Consider the following 25,388-nt stretch of genomic DNA (forward strand, 5'->3'; position numbering starts at 1 on the left):
GTATACGCTAGTGGTTTTCGTATAGCCATAGATATTGGGATCAGGAAGCTGAAATGTTTATCTGATATGGACAAGCGCGTGCGCTTATAGTGGCTTATAAATTAAGCAGATGGATTCGAAAAGTTGAAGATAGTTAGAGCACTTGCAGGGCGAATGCAAGGGCCTGCTCAATCTCCATATCTTTGCCAGATTGCCAGGCAAGGAGGCAGGCTTCCTGATTAAGCTGGCTCTGCAAGCTCTCAAGATTCTCTTCATAAGCCTGAGTAGTGAATGGTATCAGGCTAGCCCCAAGCCTTTCGCGGAGCCCTTCGGCAACTCCCAGGAGTGTGGCCGCATGTTTGGCCTCACCTCGTCTATTGAGCAAGAAGGCGATATCTTCAAATGACCTTGAGAGAAACCAGGCTCCTCTCATCTCCTGACAGCAATGCAATGCTTCTCGATATAAAATATGCGCGCGTTGATAATCCCCAAGCTGAATCATTAAACTGCCTAAGTTACGTAGAGGGGCCGAGAGTTCCCACATATCGCCAATCTCTCGTAGTAATGCGATGCTTTCTTCATAGAATGCGCAAGCTTTTTCGCTTTCCCCTTGTAGACGTATAATCGTCGCGAGATTGTTAAGCGAAGTGGCAAGATTCCAGGAGTTTGCTTGCGCGCGAGCCAGGGTGACGCTCTCTGTAGCATAGGCGAGAGCCTGCTGACTCTCGCCTTGAGCCTGAAGAATCTGGCTCACCAGGCGTAGACATATAGCAATTGCCTCCCGATCCTCAGCCATGCGGGCGGCGGCTAAGCTTTCTTGTGCTAGCCCGGCAGCTTCTTCTTGTTTTCCCTGTACCCAGGCTAAAATCCCCGCCCCATGCGCTGCTTTAGCCAGGATTCGTTGTTCTTGATCCGCTTTATGAGCGTGGGCAAGCTCTAATAAGGTTGTAAGCCATCTACTCCCCTCGCTCCAACTGCCTTGATGCAGCCAGAACCAGTAAAGAGCGGCGGCTATACGTAAGCCATGGCCCGCCATATCGTTGTGGCTGGTGCTCCAGGACAAAGCTGCGCGGATATTCTCATACTCCTCTTTTAGGTGCCGTAGCCAGGGTGCGCGTTGAGCGCTACGCAGATGGGACTCACTCTCTTCTGCCATACTTGCATAGAAAGCAGCGTGCTTTTCCTGGAGAAAGCTTCGTTCTGCCTCGTTGGAGTGCTCTGCTAGACGTTCCTGACTGTATTGGCGGATAGTATCAAGCAAAAGAAAGCGAGGCTCAGCGTTGGGGGTAGATCTCTGCACTATTACCAGCGATTTGGCGACAAGCTGTGAAAGGATTTGTAGTGTCCTTTCACTTTTTGGCAAACCAGTCTTCGCTTGCGTGAGCGCCTCCAAGGCTGGGAGCGTCCAGCCTCCGGCGAAGATGCTCACGTGCCGAAAGAGCTCTTGTTCCTCAGTTTCAAGCAACTGGTAGCTCCAATCAAGAGAGGTGCGCAATGTCTGTTGATGTGGTTGGTGGGTTCGCGTACTTCCCGTTAGTAGGGAGAGTGGGGCCGCAAGGCGTTCGAGCAATTGGGTGGCTGAGAGCAGATTCATCCGTGCTGCAGCTAATTCTAAAGCCAGAGGAAGGCCGTCAAGCCTTTGGCAAATCTGGGCAATAGCTACAGCATTTTCGGGAGTGAGCTCAAAGGCTGGATGCACAGCCTGAGCTCGCTCTGTGAAGAGGCGTACCGCTGGGCTGGAGCGGATTGTATCCCAGGCAAGCTGACCCTGAGTCTGGACAGTGGGAACAGGTAAAGGAGAGACGGAAAGGACATGCTCTCCCACGATATTAAGTATTTCACGGCTTGTTACCAGGATATGCAGGTAAGGACAGGTCCTGAGCCAGCTTTCTATGAGTAGAGCGCAGCCTGCTACAAGTTGTTCGCAATTGTCCATGATCAAGAGAATTTGTTTTCGGCGCAGCCAGTTGGTGAGTACCTGTGCTTGATCTGATCCTTGCTCTTCGACTATTCCCAGTGTCATGGCCACCATTTCAAGGATAAACGCCGGCTCGCGTACCGTCGCGAAATCAAAGAACCAGACTCCATCTCTATAATGCTCAACAAGATCCCGGGCAGCTTCGAGGGCCAGACGCGTCTTTCCGCACCCACCGGTGCCCGCTAGAGTTATCAGCCGCGTTGAGGTAAACAGGCTTTTGATCTTTGCCAGCTCTTGCTCTCGTCCCACGAAACCAGTTAAGGGTGTAGGTAGATTGGTCTTCACCTTTTCCCGTTGTGCTGATACTAAGAATTCCTCTCGTCGATCTGACAGAATAGCCCTAAACCATTCTTCATCAAATGGAGGATAGAGCCGTGTAGTGCCCGGTCGCTGCTCATAGGTTTGCTTAACTGCTTGCCAGAGGAAGCGTGCCTCTTCGCGCTCACGTTGCTCTATAAAGAGATCTTCTTCCACGAAGACGCGCAAGAGCTTTTTTAAGTTTTCTGCGGAAGGAAGCCGCTCGCCATTTTCCCATTGCTGGACTGCGCGCACATCTACTTGTACACGTGCCGCTATCTCTGTTTGCTTTAGCTTCCCGCTGTCTGCCAGGCGAGGTCGAGAGCGAAATAGCTTGAAGAGCTGATCCGGTGAGCTCTCTTTGCTTTGTGGATGGGAATATTCTTTATGCATGAACCCTGATTGTACTTTCTTCGACCGTTGTTCCTCTCACCCGAACTCACCCGTACACACCTGTATTCTAGCACCGCCTTATCCTTCGCTACAATGTGATCTGCGATAAAGCCTTGCCAGGCCGGTTGGTGGATAGGCTGTCGTACAGGTGCAAAGAAAATTAGATTGAAAAGGAATCAACGATGAAAGCTTATGAGATTCAACACACATTTGGCATAGACTCTTTAGCCCTGGCTGAGCGTCCACAACCTCAACCGGGTCCAGAGCAAGTCTTGGTACGCGTGCGTGCAGCCTCGCTTAATTTTCATGACCTGGCTATTGTGCTGGGAATTTACGATCCACATCTGCCTTTGCCTCTCGTTCCGCTCTCTGATGGTGCCGGAGAAGTGGTTGCCGTGGGTGATGCAGTGAGTAGGGTGAAAGTCGGTGATCGGGTCGCTGGTTTATTCACCCAAAAGTGGCTGGCGGGTGATCTAACGGCGGAAACGGTTGATACCACTTTGGGAGGACCATATGATGGGGTGCTGCAAGAATACATAGTATTGCCAGAGGATGGCGTGGTTAAGATACCTGAGCATATGACCTATGAAGAGGCCTCTACCCTGCCCATTGCCGCGCTGACTGCGTGGTCGGCTCTCTTTGTACAAGGCGATCTGAAGGCGGGCCAAACGGTTCTGCTGCAAGGAACTGGAGGCGTTTCGCTCTTTGCCTTGCAATTTGCCCGATTGGCTGGTGCCCGCGTGATTGTCATTTCTAGCAGCAATGAGAAACTGGAGCGTGTGCGCGCTCTGGGCGCTGACGAACTTATCAATTATCGTGAAGTGCCGGATTGGCCGGCAAAGGCACGTGAGCTAACGAATGGAAAAGGGGTAGACCTGCTAGTAGATGTAACTGGCAATCTTCAGCAGTCGGTTAAGGCTGTGGCTGTTATGCGCCAGATCAGTATGGTAGGCTTCCTGGGTCAGACTGCAGTTCAGATAGAAAATATTATTCCTATCCTGCAGGGCAATATACGCTTGCAGGGAGTAAATACAGGGCATAGAGAGAGCTTTGAGGCCATGAACATGGCTATTGCTCAGCATCGCTTGCGCCCTGTGATTGATCGCATCTTCCCTTTCGAGGAAGCAGTCGAGGCGTTTCGCTTCATGCAAAGCGGTAAATACTTTGGAAAAATCTGTATTCGTCTTCCCTAGCTGTGCTGAGTGAAGAAAAGGGATACATTAAAGAGGTTGGTGGGTCAGAGAAAGTCCCACCAACTATTTTTGTAGTTGCTTAAGGAAGGCTATGGAGCGCTTTCAGCGCGTAAATATAGATTGAAATATGTTGACTGATTTCAGGGCAGGACAAGAATTCCCGCAGGGGTGTTGAGTCCAACACGATGGACGCCAGGATTGCCCTCGACTATCCGCAGCGGCACTTGTGCATCTTTCCCCAACCAACGCTCTAACCAGGCTCGATCTCCAGGCGTAATTTCAAGCCAGGCAACCCCTTGCGGTTGTGCTGGATGGTGAGCGGGGAGATTCCCAGGATAGAAGGCAGGATCGTCCCATTGCATAAAGAAAGGGAGCCACCCTTCCACAAGGGAGAGTGCTAAGCCAGCTGCGCGCCAGGTGAGTAGCGTTCCATCTGGACGTCTGCGCGAACGGTTCTCCGGGACGAGATCGCGCTCTTTCGCTACCTCATCGATAGTATCGGTGCGCAATGACCAGCGTACCAGGCGGTCTCCATCTTGCGTCTGCCGCAACAAGGCTGAGCCGTATGCGTTGTGCAGAGCTTCTTGTCTATTGATAATTCCCAGAATCTCAAAATAGGTGTCACCTAGAGGAACGATGCGATTAGCTGTGCCCAGACCGGGATGTACGCCACCATCGAGCACGGTAAAACCCCGTGACTCGATCTGGCGTGTCGCTCTATCTAGATCCTGTACACCATAGATTATTTGTGAGAGTGTAAGCATTGTATGGTTCCTAAATACTTCTACAAGAGAACTATGAAAGGTTTCTCTAGAAAATAGTTACTTTACGGGCAAGCTAAATTGCTGCTCTTGTAAACGACTCACAAGGGCTGGTCGGCGCATGAGGGGTCGGACCCAGGCAGAGAAATGGGTTTGAAATTCCTGGCTTGTTTGAAATTGGCTGGCCGCATCACGTAGATCGACTAATAAGCGCACGGCCTCATCGTAGCTCGTCGCACCGCGCGTCACAGCCTCGTTGACTTGTTGCCAGTAGCTATCCTCATGATCATGAACATCCTGCAGATGACGTAGGCGCGCTGCTTGCTGCCTCTCGCGCTCCTCACGTTCCTTGCGAGCTTTGAGGGCTTTACTCTCAGCCAGAAGTGTATCATAAGAAACAGACTTCCCTCGCGGCTGGGCCTGCTCGGATTTGTCAGGATTTAGCGCGCGCAACTCCTTAACCAGCCGGCGGCTCAATCCTGGCTCGTTATGGGCCAGGCGAAGCAAGTAATCTTGACAGCGATCCGTGGGTAGCAGCTTGACCCAGACTGCGAAATCATCCTTAGTTGCTGATGGAGCACTTGCCTGACTATATTGAGCAGCTATGGAGAGTAGTTCCTGGGGTACCTGGAGCAATCTCGCTAATGCCTGTTGTGCTGCTGTTAGCATGGCAAAATTGGGAGGGACTGGTGGCACACTGATTTCGTAGTCTTCCTTCTCCCGTTGGTCAGAAGCGACGGATAGCAGAGAGTCGATGGCATCATCATCCTCATACTCGTCATCATAGTCTCCCAACATACGCTGACCGGCTAACCAGACAATATAGAGCGCGCGGAGGTCGCCATCCATCAACTCGTCACGAATACTGATCAGCGATCCCAGATCATATTCATCCCACTCCTCTGGACCCTCCATTTCACCGAAACTGATGTCAAGGATATCGCAATCGTGGTGTTGTGTGAAGGTAACAAAGTCTTCGAGATCGTAGCCATCGATCAGGTTGGTTGGCAAGGTTCCGTGCGGAAAGCGAAAAGCCAGTTCGGGCGAGCCCCAGTTTGCCCAATAGAGGAAGCCATCGAAAAACTTGTGGAGCACTTTGATAGGGTCATGTTTGAAGTCGCCCCAGTGATATTCGATAAGCGCGTGTGTGGATGTGGCCTTAATATGGCTAGAAAGAGAATTTACTGCATTGAGCTGCACCCGTGTCAAAGGCTGATCGCAGGTCATGAATTCGTAACGCTGATACTCGCTCATCTCGCTTATCCTTCAAATGATATTGCGGCATTAGCTGGTATAAGTCTTCATCTGTAGGCTGATCAGCAATCTTTCTTCTATTTGCTGTCGGTGTTTTATTGCTTATTGCAATCCCATGTTGCATCTGGCCCATCTTAACAGCTGGACAAGGCAGCGGTACTATCGTTAGAAGCCCTCTGAAAAATGACAATGCCAGATGCTAGACATGTAGACGAAGTATCTCTAAATATATGCCAGGAAGCTATGGATACCTGACTTTCCCTATTCTTCTGCTACTGCCATTTAGTGAGTTATACACCAGCGAGATCTTGAAGGCAAGCAAATGTGCAGTATGGCTAGCCCGTCTATAAACTACATTTTCCCAAGGTTCCTCAAGAGCTGTAATGTAGTTTGGAAATGGCTAGAAATGAGTGCCACAATTGAAGCAGTAGCGATGGCTTGCAGGTGCACGAGTTCCGCAAATGGTGCATGTGTGGATGATTTTTTCTATTGAGGCAGAGCCTTCAACAATCTTTTCGAAATGTTCTCGAAAAAGGTCTGTACATTCATCACAGATATACACATTGCCGGGTCCTGCTGTGAGCCGATTAACCTGATTTGCGCTTTTTCCACAGAAGGAACACTTGAGATTAGAATTCCTCACTTGTTCTTGTTTTTCCATAATCGACAACTACCTTCCTCTCAATTCAGAACTAACCGTTTACTCTATTTCTAATTTACCTGCTTCAACATACTTTTGTGTCCAGACTGCAAAGCAACTGGCTCTCTTTATTGATCAAGCACCGAGCAAAGCAAGGCGTTATCCTTGTGGTCGCTAGTGGCTCAGTGCAGCTGCGGCGATTATCCCAATCGCTTTTAGTTTACTACTACTGTCGAGCATCTTCATCAGCTATTGCCTTCATGCATTTTACCTGATATACATGCTGAAATAGTATGGGATACAGAGCTTATCCATAAGATTCGGACCCTCTTGCAAGAACCCCGTAGAAAAAAATAGATGAAATACTTCAGCGAGCCCAGAGCTAAGGAGAACCAGAGCCGCATATCGATCGGGAACTTGCAATGGATCTACTTGTGGGACCGCTATACTGGCACTTTAGTATCTATCGCGCTGGATTTTCATCGGATTCTATCAAACTGCTAACCGATGTGACCCTTGCAGTGCTCAAAGATAAAGCTCTTGTTCTCCATAATCCTGATGAAAGACAGAAATTAGCTGTGGTGGTTTCTATGGGAATAGCCTGAACTTGTGCTCCTGGTAGGAAACCTGGCCAGGCTTGCTTGTTGTTCTATTCTTCTATAAGACGTCGGATATTGCCAAATGTACGGTAGAAGTCACCATGGGCGGCTGTGCGGATCTCATCAACGACATAGCGTGCGCGTTCTTCGCGGATATTTTGTGGGAACTGCACACGCAAGTTGGGATCGTAGCCGGGTGAAACGACGCGCATGCGTAAGCGACTCCACGCGCGGAAACACTCTAAAACGATGCCATCCTGGTCACTGGAGACGGTTTCAAGTGTGGTTGGAGCCGGCGCTGGGGCAACGGGCGGAACTTTCATCTGGACAGCTTGTGGAAGTGTTCCGGCCTGGACAGCCTGGATGGCCGCTTCATTGACATCGATGCAGGCTAGATGCCCGTCAGTGGTGACAATATAAAATCGAACACTCCCAGCGGTGCCAGACCCTCCGCATCAACCAGTTCAGCTTCTGCCTCGGGTTCGCTTCTGCCAGCTCTCTCGTGATGGATCTGGCAAAGTATCTCTTATAAGCCAAACTATCAAAAAATTCTTGTTGCCGGAAGATAATTTCTTGACAGGAAATGAGCGTTGATGCTATAGTATCGGCATAAGCAAGTGCGTGTTTCTTTTTGTGTTTCTTTCTTTACCAGCTCACATCGAGGAGGTGACACTGTGGCGAAGCTTGACACAACACAAGCTGCTTTGGGGATGCATCTATCGCCAGAACCATTCTCCATCATTGATACCGACATTCATGAAGCGTTTACTTCGTTGCAGGACCTTGTTCCGTATTTACAAGAACCCTGGAAAGGACTGATAGCGCGCGAGGCATGGCGAGGTTTTGCACAGCCATTTGCGTATTGGAGCACAGGAGGGTTGAGCCGCGCTGACGCCAAGCCAGAGAAAGGGCCGGCCGGCTCGGACTATGCCCTTATGAGCAAGCAACTGCTGGATTTGTACGACATTACTTACCCCATTCTCACTGGCTATTTTTATCCGGCGGCCATGCAGATGCAGTTTGAATTTGCTGCTGCACTGGCCTGTGCTTATAATGATTGGTTGATTGAGCACTGGCTCGATCGTGACCCACGCCTGCGCGGCTCCATCCACGTTGCGCCACAGGACCCACAAGCTGCGGTGCGAGAGATCGAACGGCTTGCCGAACACCCACAAATGATCCAGGTGATGCTGCCTATCGCGCAGAGAGCCTATGGAGATCCTTTCTACCATCCTATCTTTGAGGCAGCACAACGTCATCATCTGGTCATTGCCATGCACCACACCATCTTTGTCCAGGGTGCGCTCGGGATGGGCCGTTACTATATTGAACGGCACATGATTATTCCGCAGAGTTTCATGTCCGAACTCATTAGCCTGGTCGTCAACGGAGTCTTTGACCTCTTCCCTGATCTGCACTTTGCCTTGCTTGAAGGCGGCTTTAGCTGGCTGCCACACCTCATGTGGCGTTTCGAGCGTGAGTATAAATCACTGCACCAGGAAATCCCGTGGGTGAAGCGCAATCCAGCGCAACACATTCGCGAGCGCGTCAAATTCTCTACGCAGCCCACGGAGGATCTGAGCGCGCAGAACTGGCTCAGGCTGATGGATATGATGGGTAGCGATCAGATGCTGATGTTTGCCAGCGACTATCCTCACTTCGATTTTGATTCGCCGCAGGAGTCGATCCCGCACGATCTTCCAGAACGGGTGCGCCAGCGCATCTTCTTTGAGAATGCCAATGATCTCTATCACTTCGAGCAGGTCCGATGAGATACCATATCTGCCATGAACACGATCTCCCATGCGGGGAGAAACGCGCCATTACCGTGAAGAACATCCCGATAGTCCTCATTCATGGCCGAGACGGAGCATTTCATGCTGTCTACGGACTCTGCTCACATCAGAAAGGTCCGCTCAGCGAAGGGCATGTTACTGGCATGACGACTGGCACGCAAAATGGCGAATATCTCTACACGAGGGAAGGAGAGATCTTGCGCTGTCCCTGGCATGGCTTCGAGTTTGATGTAAAAACGGGTCGCTGCTTGGCTGATCCGCTACGACAACGCATCCGCGTTTATCCAGTGATTGTCGACAATCACGAGATATTTCTCGACATCTAACACCGCAACGAACGTTGTGATGAAAGAGGGCTAGAGAAGTCTGCCACGTCTTTCCAGCCCTCTGAACATGCGTTGTCACATGCGTCATGGCGCATGTACAGCCGCAGCTTACCCGTTCTCTGGTTCTGCCGAGCTGACGGTCGCGGATACTGTGGCTCCATCCAGCTCCTTCTTCTGAGCAATCTCAGACACCTTCTCAAGGATTTCCCCTTTTGTCTCGCTGCCGAGCAAAGCCACAGCTGCCACGCCGACAAGGCCAACGACGGCCACAAAAATATATGCCCGTGGAATGCCTCCACCTGTGGAGAGAATAAACGACATAATGAAGGGAGCTAAAGCCCCTCCAAGAAAGCGACCAATGCCCTCAATAAAGCCTACTCCGGTCTCCCGTACTCGTGTGGGATATTGCTCAGCTCCATAAATCTTCAGAGCAGGATCTACTCCAATCCCAAAGAAAGAAAGGATGATGCCAGAGGCAAGACCCAGGAAAGCGATATGTGGCAGACCCAGCGCTTTTGTCAGCGTCCCTGTAGAGCCAAAGAGCACTGCACTGAGACAGGCAACGATCGTGAATAACAGGATGGTTGGTTTTCGCCCCCATCGCTCTACTACAAATGTCTCTGCATATTTGCCGGGAATGGATGCTAGCACGATGATAGCCGTCACCAGGAAGGCATTTTTTACAGCGTACCCCTCTTTAATCAACACTGTTGGGGTATAGGTCTGAATAGCGTAGAAGAGGAAGAGGATACAGGAAAAAGCAATCCACATCATGAGCGTCCGCTTGAGGTAGGCACCTCGAAAGATCATCCCGACCGGCACGACTTTTTCAGTGATAACAACTGCCGTTTCGCGTTCTGGTTCGGGCAACTTTTTCCCGGTACGACGTTCGATATACTCTTCGAGAGCACTTACAATACGATTAGCAGATGCATGCCGACCTTTACTTTGTAACCAACGGGCCGATTCTGGCATGGCAAAGATCAGAACTGGGACAAAGAGGAGCGGGAGGCCACCAATGTAGAAGAGATAGCGCCAGCTATCGACGGGAAAGGCTGGCACGATCAAAAGGGCCAGTACGGGCGCAAGGAAGTAGCCAAATGACAAGAAGGAGTCCAGAATACCAGTCATCGCACCACGCAGACGACGTGGCATGTACTCTGAGGCAATCGCATAGGGAATAGGAAAGACAGCTCCCATCCCGAAACCAGAGATGAGCCGCAAGGCAAAAAGCAAGGGAATATTCGTGGCCAATCCGCAGAGGAAAGAAAAGACGGCGTACCATGCAGTACCAAAAATAAGCACCCTTTTGCGCCCAAATTGATCGGCAATCCAACTCGCCGGAACAATCGCGACGACAATGCCTAACGTCGAGGCAGCTACTAGCCAGCCTTGACTGAACGCATTTAGAGGATAGTGTTTATTGATAAGTGGCAATGCATTGCCGATAATGCCGATATCGTACGACTCGATGAACCAGGCGATACCAGCAAGCAACATGATGCGCACAATGACCCAGTTCACTGGGAGCCGATCGATGCGCTCGGGGATGTTTTGTTGAAGTGACGTTTCATTCGTCATCATGGTATGTAGCTCCTCGCCGCATGGTGCGCTGAGCAGCAAAACACGCATGCAATAATAGGGACAATAAGAATGCAGATTGCAAGCCACACAGGCACTCATCAGCCATGTTTGCGCTCCATCGGCTCTTTGCTGATGGGAGCCTGCGAGAAAGCCGAATATCCTGAGCCTGGAACTCCCGTTTGTGGCCTCGTCGGGAGAGTGGGCATATCTGTCACTGTGTCGATCATCGGTAGTGGAATAACCGGCATATCTTTATAATCTGCGGGTGTCGTTGTGTCCTTTCTTTCCCTGAGACCAATGGACCGAAAAAGCAGCGTACAGAGTATCGTGAGCAGAAGGTTTACGATCAGTGCCACCAATCCTGTGTACACCTGTACTTGAGAGCCACCAAGCACAAATGGATACACCGAGCTGAAATGTTGTGAGGCAAGCATCCAGGTACCAAGCCCGATGCCTCCAATCAGCCCAACAATCAATGCTATTGTATGGAACCAGCGTGTGTATAGGCCAAGAAAGACAGCTGGCAAGGTTTGCCGTATCCAGACGCCGCCAGCAAGTTGCAGGTTACTGGCAAAAGCTGTGGGAAGAAACAGGATGAAGATCAATGCCCCAAATTTGACCAGGAAAGCTGCTATCTTCGCTGCGTTTGACTCTTCACGTTCGGTACTATTCGGGCGCACGTACGGGCGATAGATATTGCGGGTAAACAAATTCGCACAACCGATGGACATGATTGCCACAGGAACTAGCGCACTCACCGCAAGCGCAGCAAGTGCAAAGCCGGAGAACCACGCGGGGAACAGGTGAGAAGTAAAGAGCGCAAAGATCACAGAATTAAAGTGGTAGATGGGCGAAGGTTGAATACCCATCGCAATAGCCACAAAGCCGAGAAAACCGCTCAAAGCAATCAAGATAATGAAGGCCAGCATCAAGATAGCATTACGCCGAATGACTTTGTTGCCGCGCGCGCTGAGCACGACAGTTAGCGTATGCGGATAGAGCAGGAAGGCCAGCGCAGAACTTAAGACGGTGGTAGGATACGAAACCATCTGGGCCTTTGCTAGCGTCAGGTGAAATGCACCAGGATCTTGTATCGCCTTCCGACTCGCTTCAGCAAAGATAGTGCCAAAACCACCGAGTCTGCTAGGTAAGTAGAGAAACGCAATTACAATCGCGAGCCAGATCATCACTCCTTTGATGATAGCAATGGTGGCATCAGACCAGGAATCTGGCTCAGTTTTGCTGGTCTCAAGCTGTTTGAGGGCTGTAACTCTCATCTTGGCAAAAAAATGTTAAAGGAGCAGCCCGATTCCACTTTGTTTAATGGAAAAGGGAATGGGACAACCTCATCACTATCCTGACAGAGAGGGCAGGTTGCATCTCGCATCATTTCCTGCCATTACCTTTTTGAAAATATCTTTACGGGCGAATACATAAAACAGCCTTGGAAAAGGTGCTGCTACCGCATGCTTCAGAAATTATAGAGTATTAGAAACTCTCTCGTACCCTTTTGTCCACCTTTCATTGGAAACAAAGCGCTATTGCCCTTATAATAAGAAAAAATGTCTATATTTCTTAATACCTTCAAATCTTTTCCTATATTAATACTTTGATTTTAATATGTCAATAGATTTATTTGCTTACAGTAACTATTTAAAAAACTTCTGCGTTTTTTAACAAAACTTTTATATAACAAGCAAAGAGCATTTAATGCTGATGTGAAGGAGGTTGCGAAAGTTATTCTCTGGGCTGTTGGCCATTTCCTGACAAAGGGGTAGAACAGGATGTTCTCAGGTATTTTGTAACGCTTATCGACAGAGAATGAGGAGAAAAACAAGATCACTTCCTTTTCCTGTGCTTTCATCATTGAAGCAACAAATGAGTTCAGAAACTGTGGTCCTAAAACATTCTTTCCCATGCTTGTATCATCTCTGGTGTCAGTACATCCAGGAGGCACTGCTATGATCGCCTCGCTGCAAATTCCACTTGACCTTGGTAGGGAAAAGGAACTGCCTCACGCGTAGCGCCCCTGTTGAGCTGAGCACTTGCTTATCTGACAACTCTATGACGGAGAAGAGTTTGTAGTAGTTTCTGGCTGTAATAAGTATATATCTTGACACACGGCATATAGGAATACATACTATTCAATGACAATTATTCGCTAAAAGCACGTATTTATCCCTGCAGTATAATATTTAACAGAATTCCTCAATTTGTTATGGGGCAGAGTTCACGCTGAGATCTTATGAAACGAGTGGACGAAACAGCAATACCACTCACAAGTGCATTTGGAGCGCAAATGAATCTTTTAGGTTTCTTACTCGCCCCTCTGTCACCTCTCTCCTGTCACCAGGTTGTAAGGGAGTTTGTTATTGTGACAAACCAAGTGCCTGTATACCTGGAGGAACAAAATATTCTTGCACGGTGGGTAATTGTTCAACGGGCCTTTATGTACAAGTAAATTTATATTTTGTGGATACGGAGGGCGACTGCCTCCCGCAGTGTGATTGTCTTGAACAATGTCCTTGCGCATAAGTTAAGTGAGTAATTAAACTAAGCCTGGCTGTTTTCCCTTGGCGTGAAGATAATATCTGCGATATGGTTACCATCCCAAGAAATTTGGTTAGATGAAGACAAAGGAGAGCTATTATGCCTACAAAGGGTAAACTTGAGAGTACTAACCAACCTAATCCTTTAGCAAGCGTACACGGTAAGCCAATGATTGGTATGGAAATGCCCGGCCTCCGTTATCTTGGACGTGTCATTATTGAGTTGTATGAGACAACAGATAAAGTTGAGCCTGATGACAGGAATCTTGTGACCTCCGTTGATACAGCTCAAGATGTGAACATAAGCTCGAAGACACTTCTCCAACGTGTTGCCAGTGCTATTTCTACCCAGGTTGCTAAAACTACAAAATAAGCATCTGGTGAAACATTTGAAAGGGAAGTGTAGAGTAGGGCAGATGGGGATTTTCTGGGCCGAAGGCCATGCATCTTTGCTGGCGAATGGTCTATTGATCGTCGCCGCCAGCAATGGTATCTATTGATCTCAGGAGGGCAAACTAAAGGGAACAGCCAGCGTGGGCGAACCATGCCTGGGCTCTTGTACGAATGGTCTTGTGTTTGCATCATGATCCTTCCTTGCTCGGTGATGCCGTCAATGACCGAGATATGGTCACGAGTCAATGGGACCTTCAAGCTCGGCGTGTGGCTTACAGGAGCAGACTATTGTTATGCACTTTTGCTCCCTGGCCCTGGCACAAATTAGTGCGATGCTCGCTCTTGCTCTGCCTGTGCTTTAGATCTCATCAACAGGCTTTCCAAAGTGTATCTCCAAAAATGGTAGACGAGCTGTTCCTGTTGGCGATTTATTCCCAACAGACGATTACAATGCATATGGTTGAGGCTGTGCCAGATAGGCTCTAGAGGTCCCCAGAGGAGATCCAATGCAGAGAGGTGTTCGAGCTCATTTGTTAAAGAACGCACATACGATCGATGCGGTTCTAACAAGCGCAAGAGATCTGCAGGCTGTCTCCCCAGGTTGGAAGCATTAGAAAGGTGGGAAGCAGAAAGTAATTCACAATACCATTTACGCTGCGGGCGAAATTGCGCCTTGAAGGCGTATTTGTCAGTATACCTATCAAGCCACTGCAAACGCAGTTGGGGCTCTACGCCCCACATAGTAGAAAATTGGTCAAGTAGAAAAACTGCAAGAGCTGTTGCATCCAAGGAAACCTGCTGCATGGCCAGTGCACATAGACACTCACTTACTATTGTGCTATCTATACAAAATAATTGCTCAGCTAGTGCCATTGCATCCGGCCCTCCATAGCGCTCTATCTCCTGCTCATAGGTATCAACGCAATAACTGCGAATGCTCCCTTTCTGAGCAAGCTGTTGACTCCATTGAAGAAGTGTCATGAGCAATTCATAAGGATCAACATCAAGCTTACTATGAAAGCGCAGGCGCAGATGAGGATATGGATCATCGTAGCGAATGAAAAACCACATATCGATTTTGCCCTGCTCTCTCAGATTTTTGGCCATCGTGCGAATAGGCCCGGCTATCAATTCATCCTGTTGATAGTGAGCAACAAACCATTTAAGATAGCTCCAGCGTGTGCCAGGATAATGGCTGCGATCTTTCTGTCCGATCACAGGTCTGTGCGCAGTCAAGGAAGTCTTTAGCAAGGTTGGAGATCGTTGGGATGGTTGTTGGGAAATATTGGCCCCGCGCCGCAACAATGGTACAACAATCTCAGAGCAATAGGCAGCCCCTTGCTCATCATGCAGCCAGAGATGCTGAAAATCAGGTAGCATCTCTTGCAATATGACCACTTTGTCAGCAGCGCTGTTTATCTCTTCGAAGAGTTCGTTTACCAATATGGGATGTTCTAGGTCTAAGAGAAGTCGCCTATCTGACTCGACAAAGTAGACATAGCGTGGAACATGCCAACGTTCGCGCCATATCTGCAAGCCCCGAAATTGGCGAGCCTTGCGGCTCCCGTTCCCCGCTGCGGCGATTGTGCTCTGCGTGAGATTCCACTGTGCCGGGCATAAGACAAGTGTTGAAGTGAGACTGGTTTTGATGACGACGCGTGGTAAAAATGGCATGTGAGCCAGTGCTCCCCAGGAAAAACTTTGCAAGCAAGGGGTGCCATCGCTGCCGATTTCTGATAAAAAGCGGCAAAGATTGGGGGCACTTTGTATATTAAGCATGTGGTTGGCCCGCACTATGACCTGTTTTGCTAAACGGAGTGAGCGCAGGTAGAAGCGATTATCCCTGATCCCAACCACCAGATCATTGAGATCAATGACCCGATCTGCTGGAAGCGAGGGAGTCGTTCCCACAGCAATCTCATATTCATACAAGGCAGGACGAATGGTCAGATTCGCTGCCCGAGCCTTGCGTGGTTGGTAGGTCAGTTCGACTAGAATAGCATCTTGAAAACATGCTTCCTCATGCCTGGCAAAGGATCGCAAACTTGCTCTACTTTTCTGATCCAGGATGTCGAAGAAACGCCCGAAAGTGCATCCGGCTGCTTGAGAGCCACAATTTCTGCTAATAATAGCAGCAAATTTTCCCTGGTCCAGATCAGACTGTGAGCGAGCTTGCAGCTGCATATAGATCTCTAGCGAAGGCGGTGCCTCTTCAAGTGCAGGTCTCCATTGCTCAAGTTGACGAACAAGGGCCTCAGTTAATTCTATCTCCTGCTTTCCACCATGTAAGGCCTCTGCTAGCAGCGTTTGCAAAATACGTTCTCGCCGGGAATGGCTTTCTGGCGCAAGAAATTTACGCCTCTGATAGCATGGAAGAGGATGCTGATAGGTGTCAGGTGCATCCAATCCATTCTCAGGGCTAAGCAAATCAAGTAGCGGAACATCCACATGTTCACCATAGCGTGCACGAAAATGGGCTCGATATTCCTGGAGGTGCTGTGGCCCTCGTGGCTGAGGAGACAGCCGTAAAAGAAGTTCGCCTGCATATGCTGCTATCTCGCCAATACGCGTATGTAGCGTAGAGGATTTGAGCTGGAGCGCTGCGTCTATCTGCAACGGAAATTGAAGCTGAGCACCAGATCCCAATCTCTTAAGGCTTTCACCAAGGCAATGCAGTGAGCGCCGGGAAGGAGTGTGGAACTTCGCGTCAAAAGCAGATAGTTGTTGCTTGATATGCTCAAGAGCGGTATGTAGCTGTCCTTGACCTTCTAATTGTGCTAGCACATGAGCAACGTAGTGGAGAGGAGATCCTTCGAGCAACGGAGGATGAAGCTGGCTGAGCAAGAAACGATGCTCCCATAATTGTTGCAGAAGCGTGTCTACATGTGCGCTTGTGGCCTGTGGAAAGCTTTCTAAAAGCCGTGCGTGCAAATCTACATAGGCAATTTCCTGGCGCGCCAGTTCTAAGACGCGACGCACTACCGAAGTCGCGCTAAGAGAAATAGTACGATTATCATATCTTCCATAAGCATCAGCATACGGCAAAATAATGCGCTCGCCCGAAATATAGAGCGTTTGATTCGTGCGTAGACGTGACTGAGGAAGAAATGCCGGGCTTTTTTCAATTTCTTCGATCAGTGCTAATAACCAGTCCATATCCGGGAGAGTGCGAATATGATGAAAGGTCGGGACGGCCAGGATGAGCGCAGTTTGTGTATCGAATGTACCCGCTGCTACCCCAGCAAATAGACCGAAAGGTGTTGGGCGCGTACTCATACGAATCAGATAACGTAGGAAGCTAGCATAGCTGCGTTCAGTACGAGGGGATATTTTTTGCTCGGAGCCAGCAGAGCGGTTAAGGCTCGCAAGAAGAGCGGGGCTGGCGACCTCAAGAGCTAACTGAAGTTCTGGAGAATGCGCCAGCGTTTGTAGGAGAGAATAGCACTTTTGTTGCTGAGCATCTATTGTCGCGTCTACATCGTCCTCTGCGAGCGTCGAGATTGCAACAGATGTGTTTGTGGTGATCTCCTGGAAACGCGTGGCAGGTAATACAGGGGTGCGCAACATGTAAATAGCAGCAGGCTGATAAAGCGCGTAAGAAGAAATAGAGGGAGAAGTTTCCTCAGCCATAAGCAAGAACTCCTTTTCCTGTAGAGAGGCTATTTATTTCCTTTCCTTACGTCAAGCTAGCAGTAAAATACGGCTCCATGTAGGGAAAATAGAAGTTGCAGTGGCTAACAATGCCATAACTATACCGGGAGCTCCAGTTAGCCAGCCAGGCTGGTCAATAGCGATACCTTTAATACTATCGCGAAAGCCAAATGGAGTATCGGGATGAAATGTGCTCAACAGGCGTCTGAGCAGTGGATGAACATACTGAATGATTGGTGATTCGGGGCATTCGTGTGCAAAATGCAGGCAGGTGAGAAGTAAACCAGCAATTCCATAGCAGAGATTTGGAGATGTAAGCCGTTGTTGGGCTGGTGGACGTCTGAGCGCTGCTTCCATCGCCTGGAGCGAACTCTGGCGAAACTGCTCGTTATCCAACGCCTGTCCTGCCAGCCAGAGGCTGCGAGCGACGCCAGGGCTTCCATAACACCAGGCTGCCCATGTTCCTGCCAGCGAGCGTATGGCAAGCTGATCTTCTGCAGCTTCGAGGGGAACGGCCGCCGGCCAGTTTATACCCCAGGTATCATATACACAATGTTCTAGCAACCATTTGCTCAAGTAGGCTACTGTTTCGTCAAGACCTGGATAGGTATATCCATGGAGACGAGCCAGCGCGAGAGCCGCAAGAGGTCCTGGAATCCCATGCGCCATACCACAATTAAAATATCCTGAGGGAAAACTCTGGCGATAAAAATCCTGAGGAAGTGCTTGAGCCGGGATAAACCAGCGCTCTCTTGCTTTGATCTGGCCTGGCTCTCCAAGCCAGGTTAAATACTCAACTAATGTCTCTATTGCAGGCTGCGCTAGTTCGGGAAATGCGAGAGAAAGCGTATCGCTGAGAAAGTAGGCCAGCAGACCAGCAGCGCCGGACACTACATTGTATTCTTTTGTGGTGATTTCTTTCTCCTTCTGCTTGTTATGCCATATATAGCGCTCAATGGTCCGACATAAGAGGCGATAAAGCTCGCTTCTGGTCCGTTGATAGCATACAGTTTCCTGGTCAAGGTAGCAGAGTATGAGGTTGAGCCCGCTCACTCCCTCAAAAAGACCTGGGGATTGAAACCCTTGCTCGTGCGTGCTTTGCGCCGCAAATTGTATATGTGCTCGTGCTACTGTATGCCAGTCTCGTTCTGGGAAACAACGCGCAAGATAGCCGTAAAATAGTGCTAGGCCTACTGTGCCCCCAACTAATGATGAGGCTGACCACCGATATGTATTAAGGGTCGGTGTTGCTAAAGTTTGTATGCAGTTATATACGTCTTCGGGATCGTATAAGCGTTCAGCAAGCCAGAAGGCAATCTCTCGTATCTGCTGGCATAATGGGCCATCGATGAGTGGTTTCCACTCGACCTTCTCTGGAAGATACATGCTTTCCTGCTTCTTGATTAACTTCTCTTGATGCTCTTCCATATATTAATCTTTCTCTTTTTTGTCGCTTTGCTTAGCTAGATATGTAAATAATAGAGGTAATACCCCAAATATGTCAAGCCTCTTGCATTTCATATCACATATATCTGCTATATTTTATATATGTGCTGCTTGCAATATTGACATTTGCATATCTTGTATGCTATTTTACCAGAGATAAGGGAAGAAGATTATCCTACTTAATTGGTGGTAGTGTGTTGGAACAAAGCTCCAAAGGGAGAGATAAGTAGTTTTAACACAATTGAGCGTTCGTTGCATATCAGACAAGGAGATTATAATGCTTCAAGAAGAGAAACAGGTATTTACCCAGGAATTTAACCTGAATATTCGTATTTCTTTTACGCCGGAGAAGTTCGATCTGCGTACATCCCCAGATATGTCAACAGGGACGGATGATAGTTGTTCGCAAGGGCTGATCCCTTCACCTCCTAACGAGGAATAATTTCTCATAGTATCTCTTCCCTATCTCTTTCTTTCTCCCTTGCTTGATGTGCCAGATAGGAGGCTTGTGTGCCACGATTTAAGGCAGCTCTATTTCTTCTACAAGCGTATTTAAAGAACCAGTTACCTACTCTCGTTGGTCTATTCCTTGTCTTCATCATCAATACTGCTCTGCTTACAATTGGCCCGCTTATTTTACAAACGTATCTTGTGAATATAAACAGGTCTGATAGTCATAGCTTGCTTATTTATATTGCACTCCTCTTTTTAGGTGTGGCCGCGATCAGTCCGCTATTCTCTCTGCTTGAAGTCTTTGTTGCGGAAAATCTTAGCTTACAGATAACAAATCAACTTCGTCTGGATCTGACTCTTCATTGCCTGCACCAGGACCTTGATTTCTCTCTCAAATATCCCCCCGGGGAACTGATTGAGCGCGTAGATGATGATGTCTCAGATCTCAATAATTTCTTTTCCCGCTTTTTAGTCTCTATCGTTGGCAACGCATTCCTGATCGTTGGTATTCAGGTTATACTTTTTCATATTGATTGGCGTGTAGGCACATTAATGCTCCTATTTTCTGCCGTCTCTCTTTTGGCAATTAATCGTTTACATACTCTCAGCGCTCCACATTGGAAAAACGTGTTGCAAATGAGAGGAAAGCTTTTTGGCTTTCTAGAAGAACGACTGGCTGGAACAGAGGATATTCGCGCTTGTCATGCGGAAATGTATACTCTTCGTGGCCTGGTCGAACGTACTCGCTTGCTTGTGCGCAAACAGCGCAGGGCATTACAAATGATCTTTGCGACACGCAGTACCATGGTGGTGCTATTCAGCGTTAGTTCTGCCCTGGCCCTGACTCTCAGTATTTATCTCTATGCGCTAAGGGCTATCGATATTGCAACGGTCTATACCATCTATTATTTTACTGTTTTGCTGAATTCGCCCTTAGAGCAGATTTTAGAACAGTGGCGCAATCTTCAGCAGAGCACGGGCTGTATTACGCGTATTGTGGAACTGCTTGAGATTCATAGCAACATTAAAGATGGCGAGCGCATGCTGCAGGTAACCGGTCCTCTGGCGCTGGAATTTCGTGATGTCTCTTTCTCTTATGCAGAGGGAACTCAAGCTCTACAGAAAATAAGCTTTTCACTGCGGCCCGGAGAAATTCTGGGTTTGATTGGACGTACAGGAAGCGGTAAAAGTACGATTACTAAATTGCTCGCACGCTTTCATGATCCCCAGCAGGGTGTTATTTTAGTCAATGACATACTGTTGACAGAACTGAACCTGCAATCTTTGCGCGCTGCAATAGTTCTGATCAACCAGGAAGTACAGATCCTGCACGCGACGGTGCGTGAGAATATAACCTTATTTGACGATACGATCTCCGACGAACGCGTGATCCAGATACTGGAGAAGCTAGGATTGGACCAATGGTATCAAGGTCTGCCAAAGGGTCTGGATACCAGGCTTACCCCAGGTGAATTTGGTCTATCGGCAGGTGAAGCTCAGTTACTTGCCTTTGCCCGCGTCTTTCTCAGCAATCCTGGCCTGGTTATTCTTGATGAGATCTCTTCTCGCCTTGATCCTGTTACAGAGCAGCGCCTGGAAAGAGCTCTTGACTATCTTTTGCAAGACCGCACGGCAATCATTATCGCGCATCGCTTACTCACGCTGCAACGAGTTGATACGGTACTAGTGTTAGAGAATGGCACCTGCATTGAACAGGGGCTGCGGCGGCAACTGGCTGATGATCCCCACTCGCATTTTGCCCAACTTCTCCAAAAAGGCAATATGGAGGTGCTGCAGTGAAGAGAAGCCCGCTCTGGTATATCTGGCGTCTGGCACGTTATCGACCAGGACTTTATCTGATCAGTGCGCTTTGTAGCGGTGTGCTTTTCTATTGTTTCCCTTTGTTGCCCGGTCTCATTGTACAATACATCTTTGACCGGCTGGCCCCCATCAAGAATGGCATTCCTCTCTCACTGTGGCTTTTTCTGCTGCTGCTCATTATCATTGCAATAGTACGCTTTTTCACTATTCTTTTGGCCCGAACTGCACAAATCACGCTAGTCCTGACCCTGCAAACGCTTTTACGCTTGAATGTTTTTGCCTATATTTTGCAGCAACCCGGGGCGGATGCCCTTCCTTCATCCTCTGGGGAGACGTTGAGCCGATTACGCAACGATGCCTCATGGGTCTCTGATTTTGTCTGCTGGGTATTTGATCCTTTCGGGCAATTTCTTGTGCTCATTATAGCGTTAACCATTCTTTTCCTCAATTCGCCATTGGTTACACTTACTGTCTTCTTACCGGTATTGCTTGCACTCTCTCTTATTAATGTGCTACGCCGACGTATTCAGAAGTTTCGGCAGGCCAATCAAGAGGCGATTGGTGAGATCACGAATCTCCTTGGCGATATTTTTTCTGCTCCCCTCCTGCTCAAGTCGTTTAATGCTGAAACGCGGGCCATACGCCGCCTTGATCGCGCCAATGCGGTACTGCGCAAGGCGGCTTTAAAAGATGCTCTTATCAGTCAGACAATGGAGGTTTCGTCGCCGTCGATGGCGAACATCGGAACCGGTCTGCTGCTCTTGGTTATCGCTCTTTTCTGGCTGCAGAACCGCTTTAGTTTGGGCAGCCTGGCACTCTTTATGTCTTATCTGGGTTGGTTAACAACGCTGGTAAGCCAGTCTGGCGGTCTATTCACACGCTATCATCAAATGCAAATCTCCCTCAAACGCCTCCTGGCTATGTTGCCACAAGATAGGGCTGAAGAGCTTGTACAGCATAATCCTGTCTATCTCAAAGGACCATTACCAGAATCTGTGTCATGCGAAGAACGCACGACTGATAGCTTGAAAACGCTTAAAGTGCAAGCTTTGTGCTACCAGTATTCTGGATCGCAGCGTGGAATAGAGAACATCAACTTTTCGCTCCGAAGTGGAACTCTGACGGTTATTGTCGGTCAGATTGGGTCAGGAAAAACTACGCTTTTACGTGCATTGCTCGGCCTTCTACCTGCGAAGTCCGGGATTATCACTTGGAATGATGAGGCGGTAGCAGACCCTTCCACCTTCTTTGTTGCTCCCCATGCTGCCTATACTCCTCAGGTTCCGCGCCTTTTTAGCCAGACCCTCAAAGAGAATGTCTTGCTTGGATTACAGGAAAACACACTTATGCTGCAGAAGGCGCTTCACACAGCAGCTTTACAAAATGATCTCGCTCAGTTGGATATCCACCTTACTACTCAGGTTGGTCCGCGGGGTACCCGGCTCTCCGGTGGCCAGATTCAGCGTATTGCCCTGGCCCGTATGCTGGTTCGCGAGGCTGAGCTGTTGGTGATCGATGATGTCTCGAACGCGCTGGATGTTGAAACGGAAGAGGCACTCTGGGAGCGTGTTTTGGCCGGCCAACAAACCTATCTGGTGGTTTCTCACCGGCGCGCGCTTCTCAGGCGAGCGGATCAACTCCTCGTTCTAAAGGAAGGAAGGCTGATTGCGACAGGAGATCTGGAGACGCTTCTGGCTACATGTGAGGAAATGCAGGAGCTCTGGCAAAGCGCGCTCTAGGCAGCTATTCTAAGAGGTACAATTTGCGAAGTTCTCCATCCCTAGAAGGGAGGAGCTTCGACAGGCTCCCACGCGGGTGGGCTTGTCGAGCGCCTCTTCTGGCCCCTCAAACACTTCTACAGAGCGAAAATCGCATATGAGAGGACGATGTTTATTCAGCAGGTGCACAAACGATACGAGCCAGTTTAAATATAACTTTTCTCAATGCCAGATGGCCCGCAGAGAATAAGCATCTTTTTGCGTTCACGACCGGAGAATATCTTTTTGAATGATTCACGCCACACTTCACGCCCAAGCGGGTGGCTCGTATCCAAGCAACAAGAAATGATCGCCACAGATCTATTTCATGGTGTAGCTATAATCCCCCTCTTCACGCAACTGCCTTCTGGCAAGCATTTCTCAGTCCTGCGGCTAGCTCTGGACGGCTCTCTAAGCAGTGCCAGAAGAACGCCTCACGTTCTTGTCTAGAACGAGCACAATTTCTCTTTTGCGTCACAACACCATACTTGTCACGGTCGCAGTAATAGGAATTTGCCAGACCCATCGTCTTGCCAGATAGGCTCCCCAATCACTTACCTGGATCTCTACATCTTCAGATTCTCTGGCGAAGACGTGATGCTGGATACGCGCAGGGAGCCGTGCCTCAGTCGTTGGAAGGAAATTTGCCACCGAGCAGTCGTAGCCTTATGAGGGAGGATGAGCATCTTTGGAAAAAGCCTTTCAGACTCCACAGCTATGTTCAAAAGATACCCATCTTCCAAGGGGAGAAGCAGGACCTCCTCCTTATAGCTTGATGCCCCCAATCCTCCTTCTCTACCCGGCTTGGCTACTCTCCTGTCGAACGTTGACCGACCACACAAATGAGCTCACCGGGGATCTGGATTCTCCCATCGCTAGTTTGGTAGTGTCGTGCTGCCTCCGTAATCTCCTGCCAGATCTGCAATTGGTGGTCAGGACTCAAGTGGGCTATCATGGCCTTGATAGGAGGAGCAATGTCCCGCTGAAAGCGGGTATAGTCTTCAGCCGTAGCAAATTCCCATACTGGCGTCATCAGTTCGCTGCGCACGTCGATGAAACCAGCCAGCTCAAAAGCGTGGGTCAGCGCGCTGACATCGGCCAGGCTAAAGGGGCCAGGCGAGCTCGACGCCTGCGGTGGCGCTTGGATATGTCGGCCCACAACGGCTAAAGCCAAACTGGCAACAGGGGCTTTGTCGGCCCTACTCCAGACTGCTGCTGCCAGTCGTCCTCCCATCTTCAAGTGTTGCCGCATCCCATCGAGAGCGGTGACGAGGTTGGGGAGAAACATCAAGCCCCAACGGCAGAGTATGGCATCGAAGTACCCTTGTGGCAAGTCGAGTTGCTCCGCGTCACTGATAACAAAAGTGATGTTCTCTAAGCCGTGCGCTCCTGCCCGCTCCTTCGCAATTGCCACCATCTCGGGAGCAAAGTCAAGAGCCATCACTTCTCCTGTTAGTCCGACGCGATGAGCGGCGGTCACAGCAGGTTCGCCGATGCCAGTGGCAATGTCGAGGACCCGCTGACCAGAGAGAATGTGTGCTACGGTGATCAAATGATCGGAGACTTCTTGTGCAGCCCGTTCAAAGGACTCCCACCAGCTCCGCCACCCGAGAGCAACGTTGTTCCAGCCCTGGCGTTGGTTTTCTTTGTAGCGCGTCGAATCAAAGAGGGGAGTACTCATAGTTCTTCTCTTTCTTCTCTTGAATTGGCAGCATCATTGGCTGCTAGCCTAAACTAGGTTGATTTTCTACCAAATTTGGTATGCTATAATAGTAAGAAAATCAACCTAATTTGTCAAGTGAAAGGATGATGCCAATCTATGACTGAAAACCAGCAACCGTACCCTCCCTTGCTAGGCCAGCACATCAATACTGTTTTGCTGGTCATCCTCGACCGCATCCTCTCCGCGCTGCACCAGTCGGGCTTTACCGATCTTCGTCCTGCTCATCTCTCTATCTTTAGGAATCTCGTTCCCCACGGGCTCCATATCAGCGAGCTCGCTGAGCGTGCGGGCATCACCAAAGCCTCAGTCATCTACCTGGTCGATGATCTGCAAGAGCATGGCTATGTGCAACGACTCCCCGATCCTAGTGATGGCCGCGCTACCATCGTCCAGTTCAGCGAGCGTGGATGGGCAACCTATGAGGTAGCGACAACGGCTGTACGTTCGCTTGAGGAAGAGTGGGCCAGAGCTGTGGGTCGAGAGGAGATGGAGGCCTTTCTTGCTATCCTTGCTCGTCTAGCTTCCCTCTCATCTGAAAGCGAGAAGGCAGCACAGATCCCCAAACCGCGTTCTGCTCGCTTGCGTGGCAGACGTCATACGGGCCTCTGAAAAGTGAGAGACACTTTCCACAAAGCAGATTGGCGATGGAACCTCAAGCAAAGATTCTCGCGTAGGAAACAGAGTCCTTGGCTCAACCCCATTGAACTTAAATGGATATGTGGCAAGCGCACTGCTTGATGGATTGACTCTTAATCACAGCCGCGCTGGGTTCGGCCTCTCGCCCCGCTGTGACAG

General features: G+C 49.3%; 20 protein-coding genes. 9 read left to right on the plus strand and 11 right to left on the minus strand.

The window, feature by feature from the left end:
- Positions 1–133: 133 nt before the first annotated feature.
- On the minus strand, positions 134–2,647 hold the full coding sequence (locus EPA93_RS44215; RefSeq protein ID WP_129893671.1) for an ATP-binding protein: 2,514 nt from the start codon (positions 2,645–2,647) through the stop codon (positions 134–136).
- A 182-nt stretch (positions 2,648–2,829) separates the two neighbouring features.
- Here EPA93_RS44215 and EPA93_RS44220 point away from each other — a divergent pair, with 182 nt between their 5' ends.
- Positions 2,830–3,840 carry a zinc-dependent alcohol dehydrogenase family protein gene (locus EPA93_RS44220; RefSeq protein WP_129893672.1) on the plus strand — a complete coding sequence of 337 codons (1,011 nt, stop codon included), beginning with the start codon at positions 2,830–2,832 and terminating at the stop codon, positions 3,838–3,840.
- Positions 3,841–3,980: 140 nt separating this feature from the next.
- On the opposite strand, the gene EPA93_RS44225 is transcribed toward EPA93_RS44220, so the two are convergent.
- The 3 genes from EPA93_RS44225 to EPA93_RS51230 form a co-directional block, all read right to left on the minus strand.
- Positions 3,981–4,604, minus strand: coding sequence for a VOC family protein (locus EPA93_RS44225; protein ID WP_129893673.1), 624 nt, complete (start codon positions 4,602–4,604; stop codon positions 3,981–3,983).
- A 57-nt stretch (positions 4,605–4,661) separates the two neighbouring features.
- On the minus strand, positions 4,662–5,855 hold the full coding sequence (locus EPA93_RS44230; RefSeq protein ID WP_129893674.1) for a hypothetical protein: 1,194 nt from the start codon (positions 5,853–5,855) through the stop codon (positions 4,662–4,664).
- A gap of 400 nt (positions 5,856–6,255) precedes the next feature.
- A complete protein-coding gene (locus EPA93_RS51230) occupies positions 6,256–6,516 on the minus strand; it encodes a ClpX C4-type zinc finger protein (RefSeq protein WP_129893675.1) in 261 nt (86 codons plus the stop codon).
- Positions 6,517–6,917: 401 nt separating this feature from the next.
- On the opposite strand from EPA93_RS51230, the gene EPA93_RS44240 reads away from it, so the two are divergent.
- Positions 6,918–7,100, plus strand: a complete 183-nt coding sequence (locus tag EPA93_RS44240) for a hypothetical protein (RefSeq protein WP_129893676.1) — start codon at positions 6,918–6,920, stop codon at positions 7,098–7,100.
- A gap of 44 nt (positions 7,101–7,144) precedes the next feature.
- On the opposite strand, the gene EPA93_RS44245 is transcribed toward EPA93_RS44240, so the two are convergent.
- On the minus strand, positions 7,145–7,417 hold the full coding sequence (locus EPA93_RS44245; protein ID WP_129893677.1) for a hypothetical protein: 273 nt from the start codon (positions 7,415–7,417) through the stop codon (positions 7,145–7,147).
- Between the two features lie 351 nt (positions 7,418–7,768).
- Here EPA93_RS44245 and EPA93_RS44250 point away from each other — a divergent pair, with 351 nt between their 5' ends.
- Both EPA93_RS44250 and EPA93_RS44255 read left to right on the plus strand, forming a co-directional pair.
- Positions 7,769–8,866: an amidohydrolase family protein gene (locus tag EPA93_RS44250; RefSeq protein ID WP_207229369.1), complete on the plus strand. Its 1,098-nt coding sequence runs from the start codon at positions 7,769–7,771 to the stop codon at positions 8,864–8,866.
- Positions 8,863–9,216: a Rieske (2Fe-2S) protein gene (locus EPA93_RS44255; protein WP_129893678.1), complete on the plus strand. Its 354-nt coding sequence runs from the start codon at positions 8,863–8,865 to the stop codon at positions 9,214–9,216. Before EPA93_RS44250 ends, EPA93_RS44255 begins: the two co-directional genes overlap by 4 nt.
- 108 nt (positions 9,217–9,324) lie before the next feature.
- Here the strand turns inward: EPA93_RS44255 and EPA93_RS44260 are convergent, their stop codons facing one another.
- Both EPA93_RS44260 and EPA93_RS44265 read right to left on the minus strand, forming a co-directional pair.
- Positions 9,325–10,800: an MFS transporter gene (locus tag EPA93_RS44260; RefSeq protein ID WP_165423798.1), complete on the minus strand. Its 1,476-nt coding sequence runs from the start codon at positions 10,798–10,800 to the stop codon at positions 9,325–9,327.
- A gap of 98 nt (positions 10,801–10,898) precedes the next feature.
- Positions 10,899–12,077, minus strand: a complete 1,179-nt coding sequence (locus EPA93_RS44265) for an SLC5/6 family protein (protein WP_129893680.1) — start codon at positions 12,075–12,077, stop codon at positions 10,899–10,901.
- A 1,372-nt stretch (positions 12,078–13,449) separates the two neighbouring features.
- Here EPA93_RS44265 and EPA93_RS44270 point away from each other — a divergent pair.
- Positions 13,450–13,722 carry a hypothetical protein gene (locus tag EPA93_RS44270; protein WP_129893681.1) on the plus strand — a complete coding sequence of 91 codons (273 nt, stop codon included), beginning with the start codon at positions 13,450–13,452 and terminating at the stop codon, positions 13,720–13,722.
- A 344-nt stretch (positions 13,723–14,066) separates the two neighbouring features.
- Here the strand turns inward: EPA93_RS44270 and EPA93_RS44275 are convergent, their stop codons facing one another.
- Both EPA93_RS44275 and EPA93_RS44280 read right to left on the minus strand, forming a co-directional pair.
- The gene (locus tag EPA93_RS44275; protein ID WP_129893682.1) at positions 14,067–17,372 is read right to left on the minus strand and encodes a lantibiotic dehydratase; all 3,306 of its coding nucleotides are present in this window, start codon (positions 17,370–17,372) and stop codon (positions 14,067–14,069) included.
- A 51-nt stretch (positions 17,373–17,423) separates the two neighbouring features.
- Positions 17,424–18,821 carry a lanthionine synthetase C family protein gene (locus EPA93_RS44280; RefSeq protein ID WP_129893683.1) on the minus strand — a complete coding sequence of 466 codons (1,398 nt, stop codon included), beginning with the start codon at positions 18,819–18,821 and terminating at the stop codon, positions 17,424–17,426.
- Positions 18,822–19,116: 295 nt separating this feature from the next.
- Here EPA93_RS44280 and EPA93_RS48835 point away from each other — a divergent pair, with 295 nt between their 5' ends.
- The 3 genes from EPA93_RS48835 to EPA93_RS44290 all read left to right on the plus strand — a co-directional run bounded on the left by EPA93_RS48835 (position 19,117) and on the right by EPA93_RS44290 (position 22,852).
- Complete coding sequence (locus EPA93_RS48835) at positions 19,117–19,281, plus strand: hypothetical protein (RefSeq protein ID WP_165423799.1); 165 nt, start codon at positions 19,117–19,119, stop codon at positions 19,279–19,281.
- Positions 19,282–19,349: 68 nt separating this feature from the next.
- On the plus strand, positions 19,350–21,092 hold the full coding sequence (locus tag EPA93_RS44285; protein ID WP_129893684.1) for an ABC transporter ATP-binding protein: 1,743 nt from the start codon (positions 19,350–19,352) through the stop codon (positions 21,090–21,092).
- Positions 21,089–22,852: an ATP-binding cassette domain-containing protein gene (locus EPA93_RS44290; RefSeq protein WP_129893685.1), complete on the plus strand. Its 1,764-nt coding sequence runs from the start codon at positions 21,089–21,091 to the stop codon at positions 22,850–22,852. The genes EPA93_RS44285 and EPA93_RS44290 overlap by 4 nt, the downstream gene beginning before the upstream one ends.
- 492 nt (positions 22,853–23,344) lie before the next feature.
- Here the strand turns inward: EPA93_RS44290 and EPA93_RS48840 are convergent, their stop codons facing one another.
- Both EPA93_RS48840 and EPA93_RS44295 read right to left on the minus strand, forming a co-directional pair.
- Positions 23,345–23,521 (minus strand): hypothetical protein, encoded by a 177-nt coding sequence (locus tag EPA93_RS48840; protein ID WP_165423800.1) that lies wholly within the window; start codon positions 23,519–23,521, stop codon positions 23,345–23,347.
- Between the two features lie 157 nt (positions 23,522–23,678).
- Positions 23,679–24,551: a class I SAM-dependent methyltransferase gene (locus tag EPA93_RS44295; protein ID WP_129893686.1), complete on the minus strand. Its 873-nt coding sequence runs from the start codon at positions 24,549–24,551 to the stop codon at positions 23,679–23,681.
- Positions 24,552–24,689: 138 nt separating this feature from the next.
- On the opposite strand from EPA93_RS44295, the gene EPA93_RS44300 reads away from it, so the two are divergent.
- Positions 24,690–25,202, plus strand: a complete 513-nt coding sequence (locus EPA93_RS44300; protein ID WP_129893687.1) for a MarR family winged helix-turn-helix transcriptional regulator — start codon at positions 24,690–24,692, stop codon at positions 25,200–25,202.
- The last annotated feature ends 186 nt before the right edge of the window (positions 25,203–25,388 follow it).

The organism is Ktedonosporobacter rubrisoli, assembly GCF_004208415.1.
GTDB lineage: Bacteria > Chloroflexota > Ktedonobacteria > Ktedonobacterales > Ktedonobacteraceae > Ktedonosporobacter > Ktedonosporobacter rubrisoli.

Bases quoted from the DNA above. Each gene is read 5' to 3' on its own strand.
- EPA93_RS51230 (WP_129893675.1), bottom strand. From the start codon at position 6,516: ATGGAAAAACAAGAACAAGTGAGGAATTCTAATCTCAAGTGTTCCTTC.
- EPA93_RS44255 (WP_129893678.1), top strand. From the start codon at position 8,863: ATGAGATACCATATCTGCCATGAACACGATCTCCCATGCGGGGAGAAA.
- EPA93_RS44300 (WP_129893687.1), top strand. From the start codon at position 24,690: ATGACTGAAAACCAGCAACCGTACCCTCCCTTGCTAGGCCAGCACATC.
- EPA93_RS44225 (WP_129893673.1), bottom strand. From the start codon at position 4,604: ATGCTTACACTCTCACAAATAATCTATGGTGTACAGGATCTAGATAGA.
- EPA93_RS44295 (WP_129893686.1), bottom strand. From the start codon at position 24,551: ATGAGTACTCCCCTCTTTGATTCGACGCGCTACAAAGAAAACCAACGC.
- EPA93_RS44280 (WP_129893683.1), bottom strand. From the start codon at position 18,821: ATGGAAGAGCATCAAGAGAAGTTAATCAAGAAGCAGGAAAGCATGTAT.
- EPA93_RS44275 (WP_129893682.1), bottom strand. From the start codon at position 17,372: ATGGCTGAGGAAACTTCTCCCTCTATTTCTTCTTACGCGCTTTATCAG.
- EPA93_RS44230 (WP_129893674.1), bottom strand. From the start codon at position 5,855: ATGAGCGAGTATCAGCGTTACGAATTCATGACCTGCGATCAGCCTTTG.
- EPA93_RS44270 (WP_129893681.1), top strand. From the start codon at position 13,450: ATGCCTACAAAGGGTAAACTTGAGAGTACTAACCAACCTAATCCTTTA.
- EPA93_RS48835 (WP_165423799.1), top strand. From the start codon at position 19,117: ATGCTTCAAGAAGAGAAACAGGTATTTACCCAGGAATTTAACCTGAAT.
- EPA93_RS44265 (WP_129893680.1), bottom strand. From the start codon at position 12,077: ATGAGAGTTACAGCCCTCAAACAGCTTGAGACCAGCAAAACTGAGCCA.
- EPA93_RS44240 (WP_129893676.1), top strand. From the start codon at position 6,918: ATGGATCTACTTGTGGGACCGCTATACTGGCACTTTAGTATCTATCGC.
- EPA93_RS44215 (WP_129893671.1), bottom strand. From the start codon at position 2,647: ATGCATAAAGAATATTCCCATCCACAAAGCAAAGAGAGCTCACCGGAT.
- EPA93_RS44245 (WP_129893677.1), bottom strand. From the start codon at position 7,417: ATGAAAGTTCCGCCCGTTGCCCCAGCGCCGGCTCCAACCACACTTGAA.
- EPA93_RS44260 (WP_165423798.1), bottom strand. From the start codon at position 10,800: ATGATGACGAATGAAACGTCACTTCAACAAAACATCCCCGAGCGCATC.
- EPA93_RS44220 (WP_129893672.1), top strand. From the start codon at position 2,830: ATGAAAGCTTATGAGATTCAACACACATTTGGCATAGACTCTTTAGCC.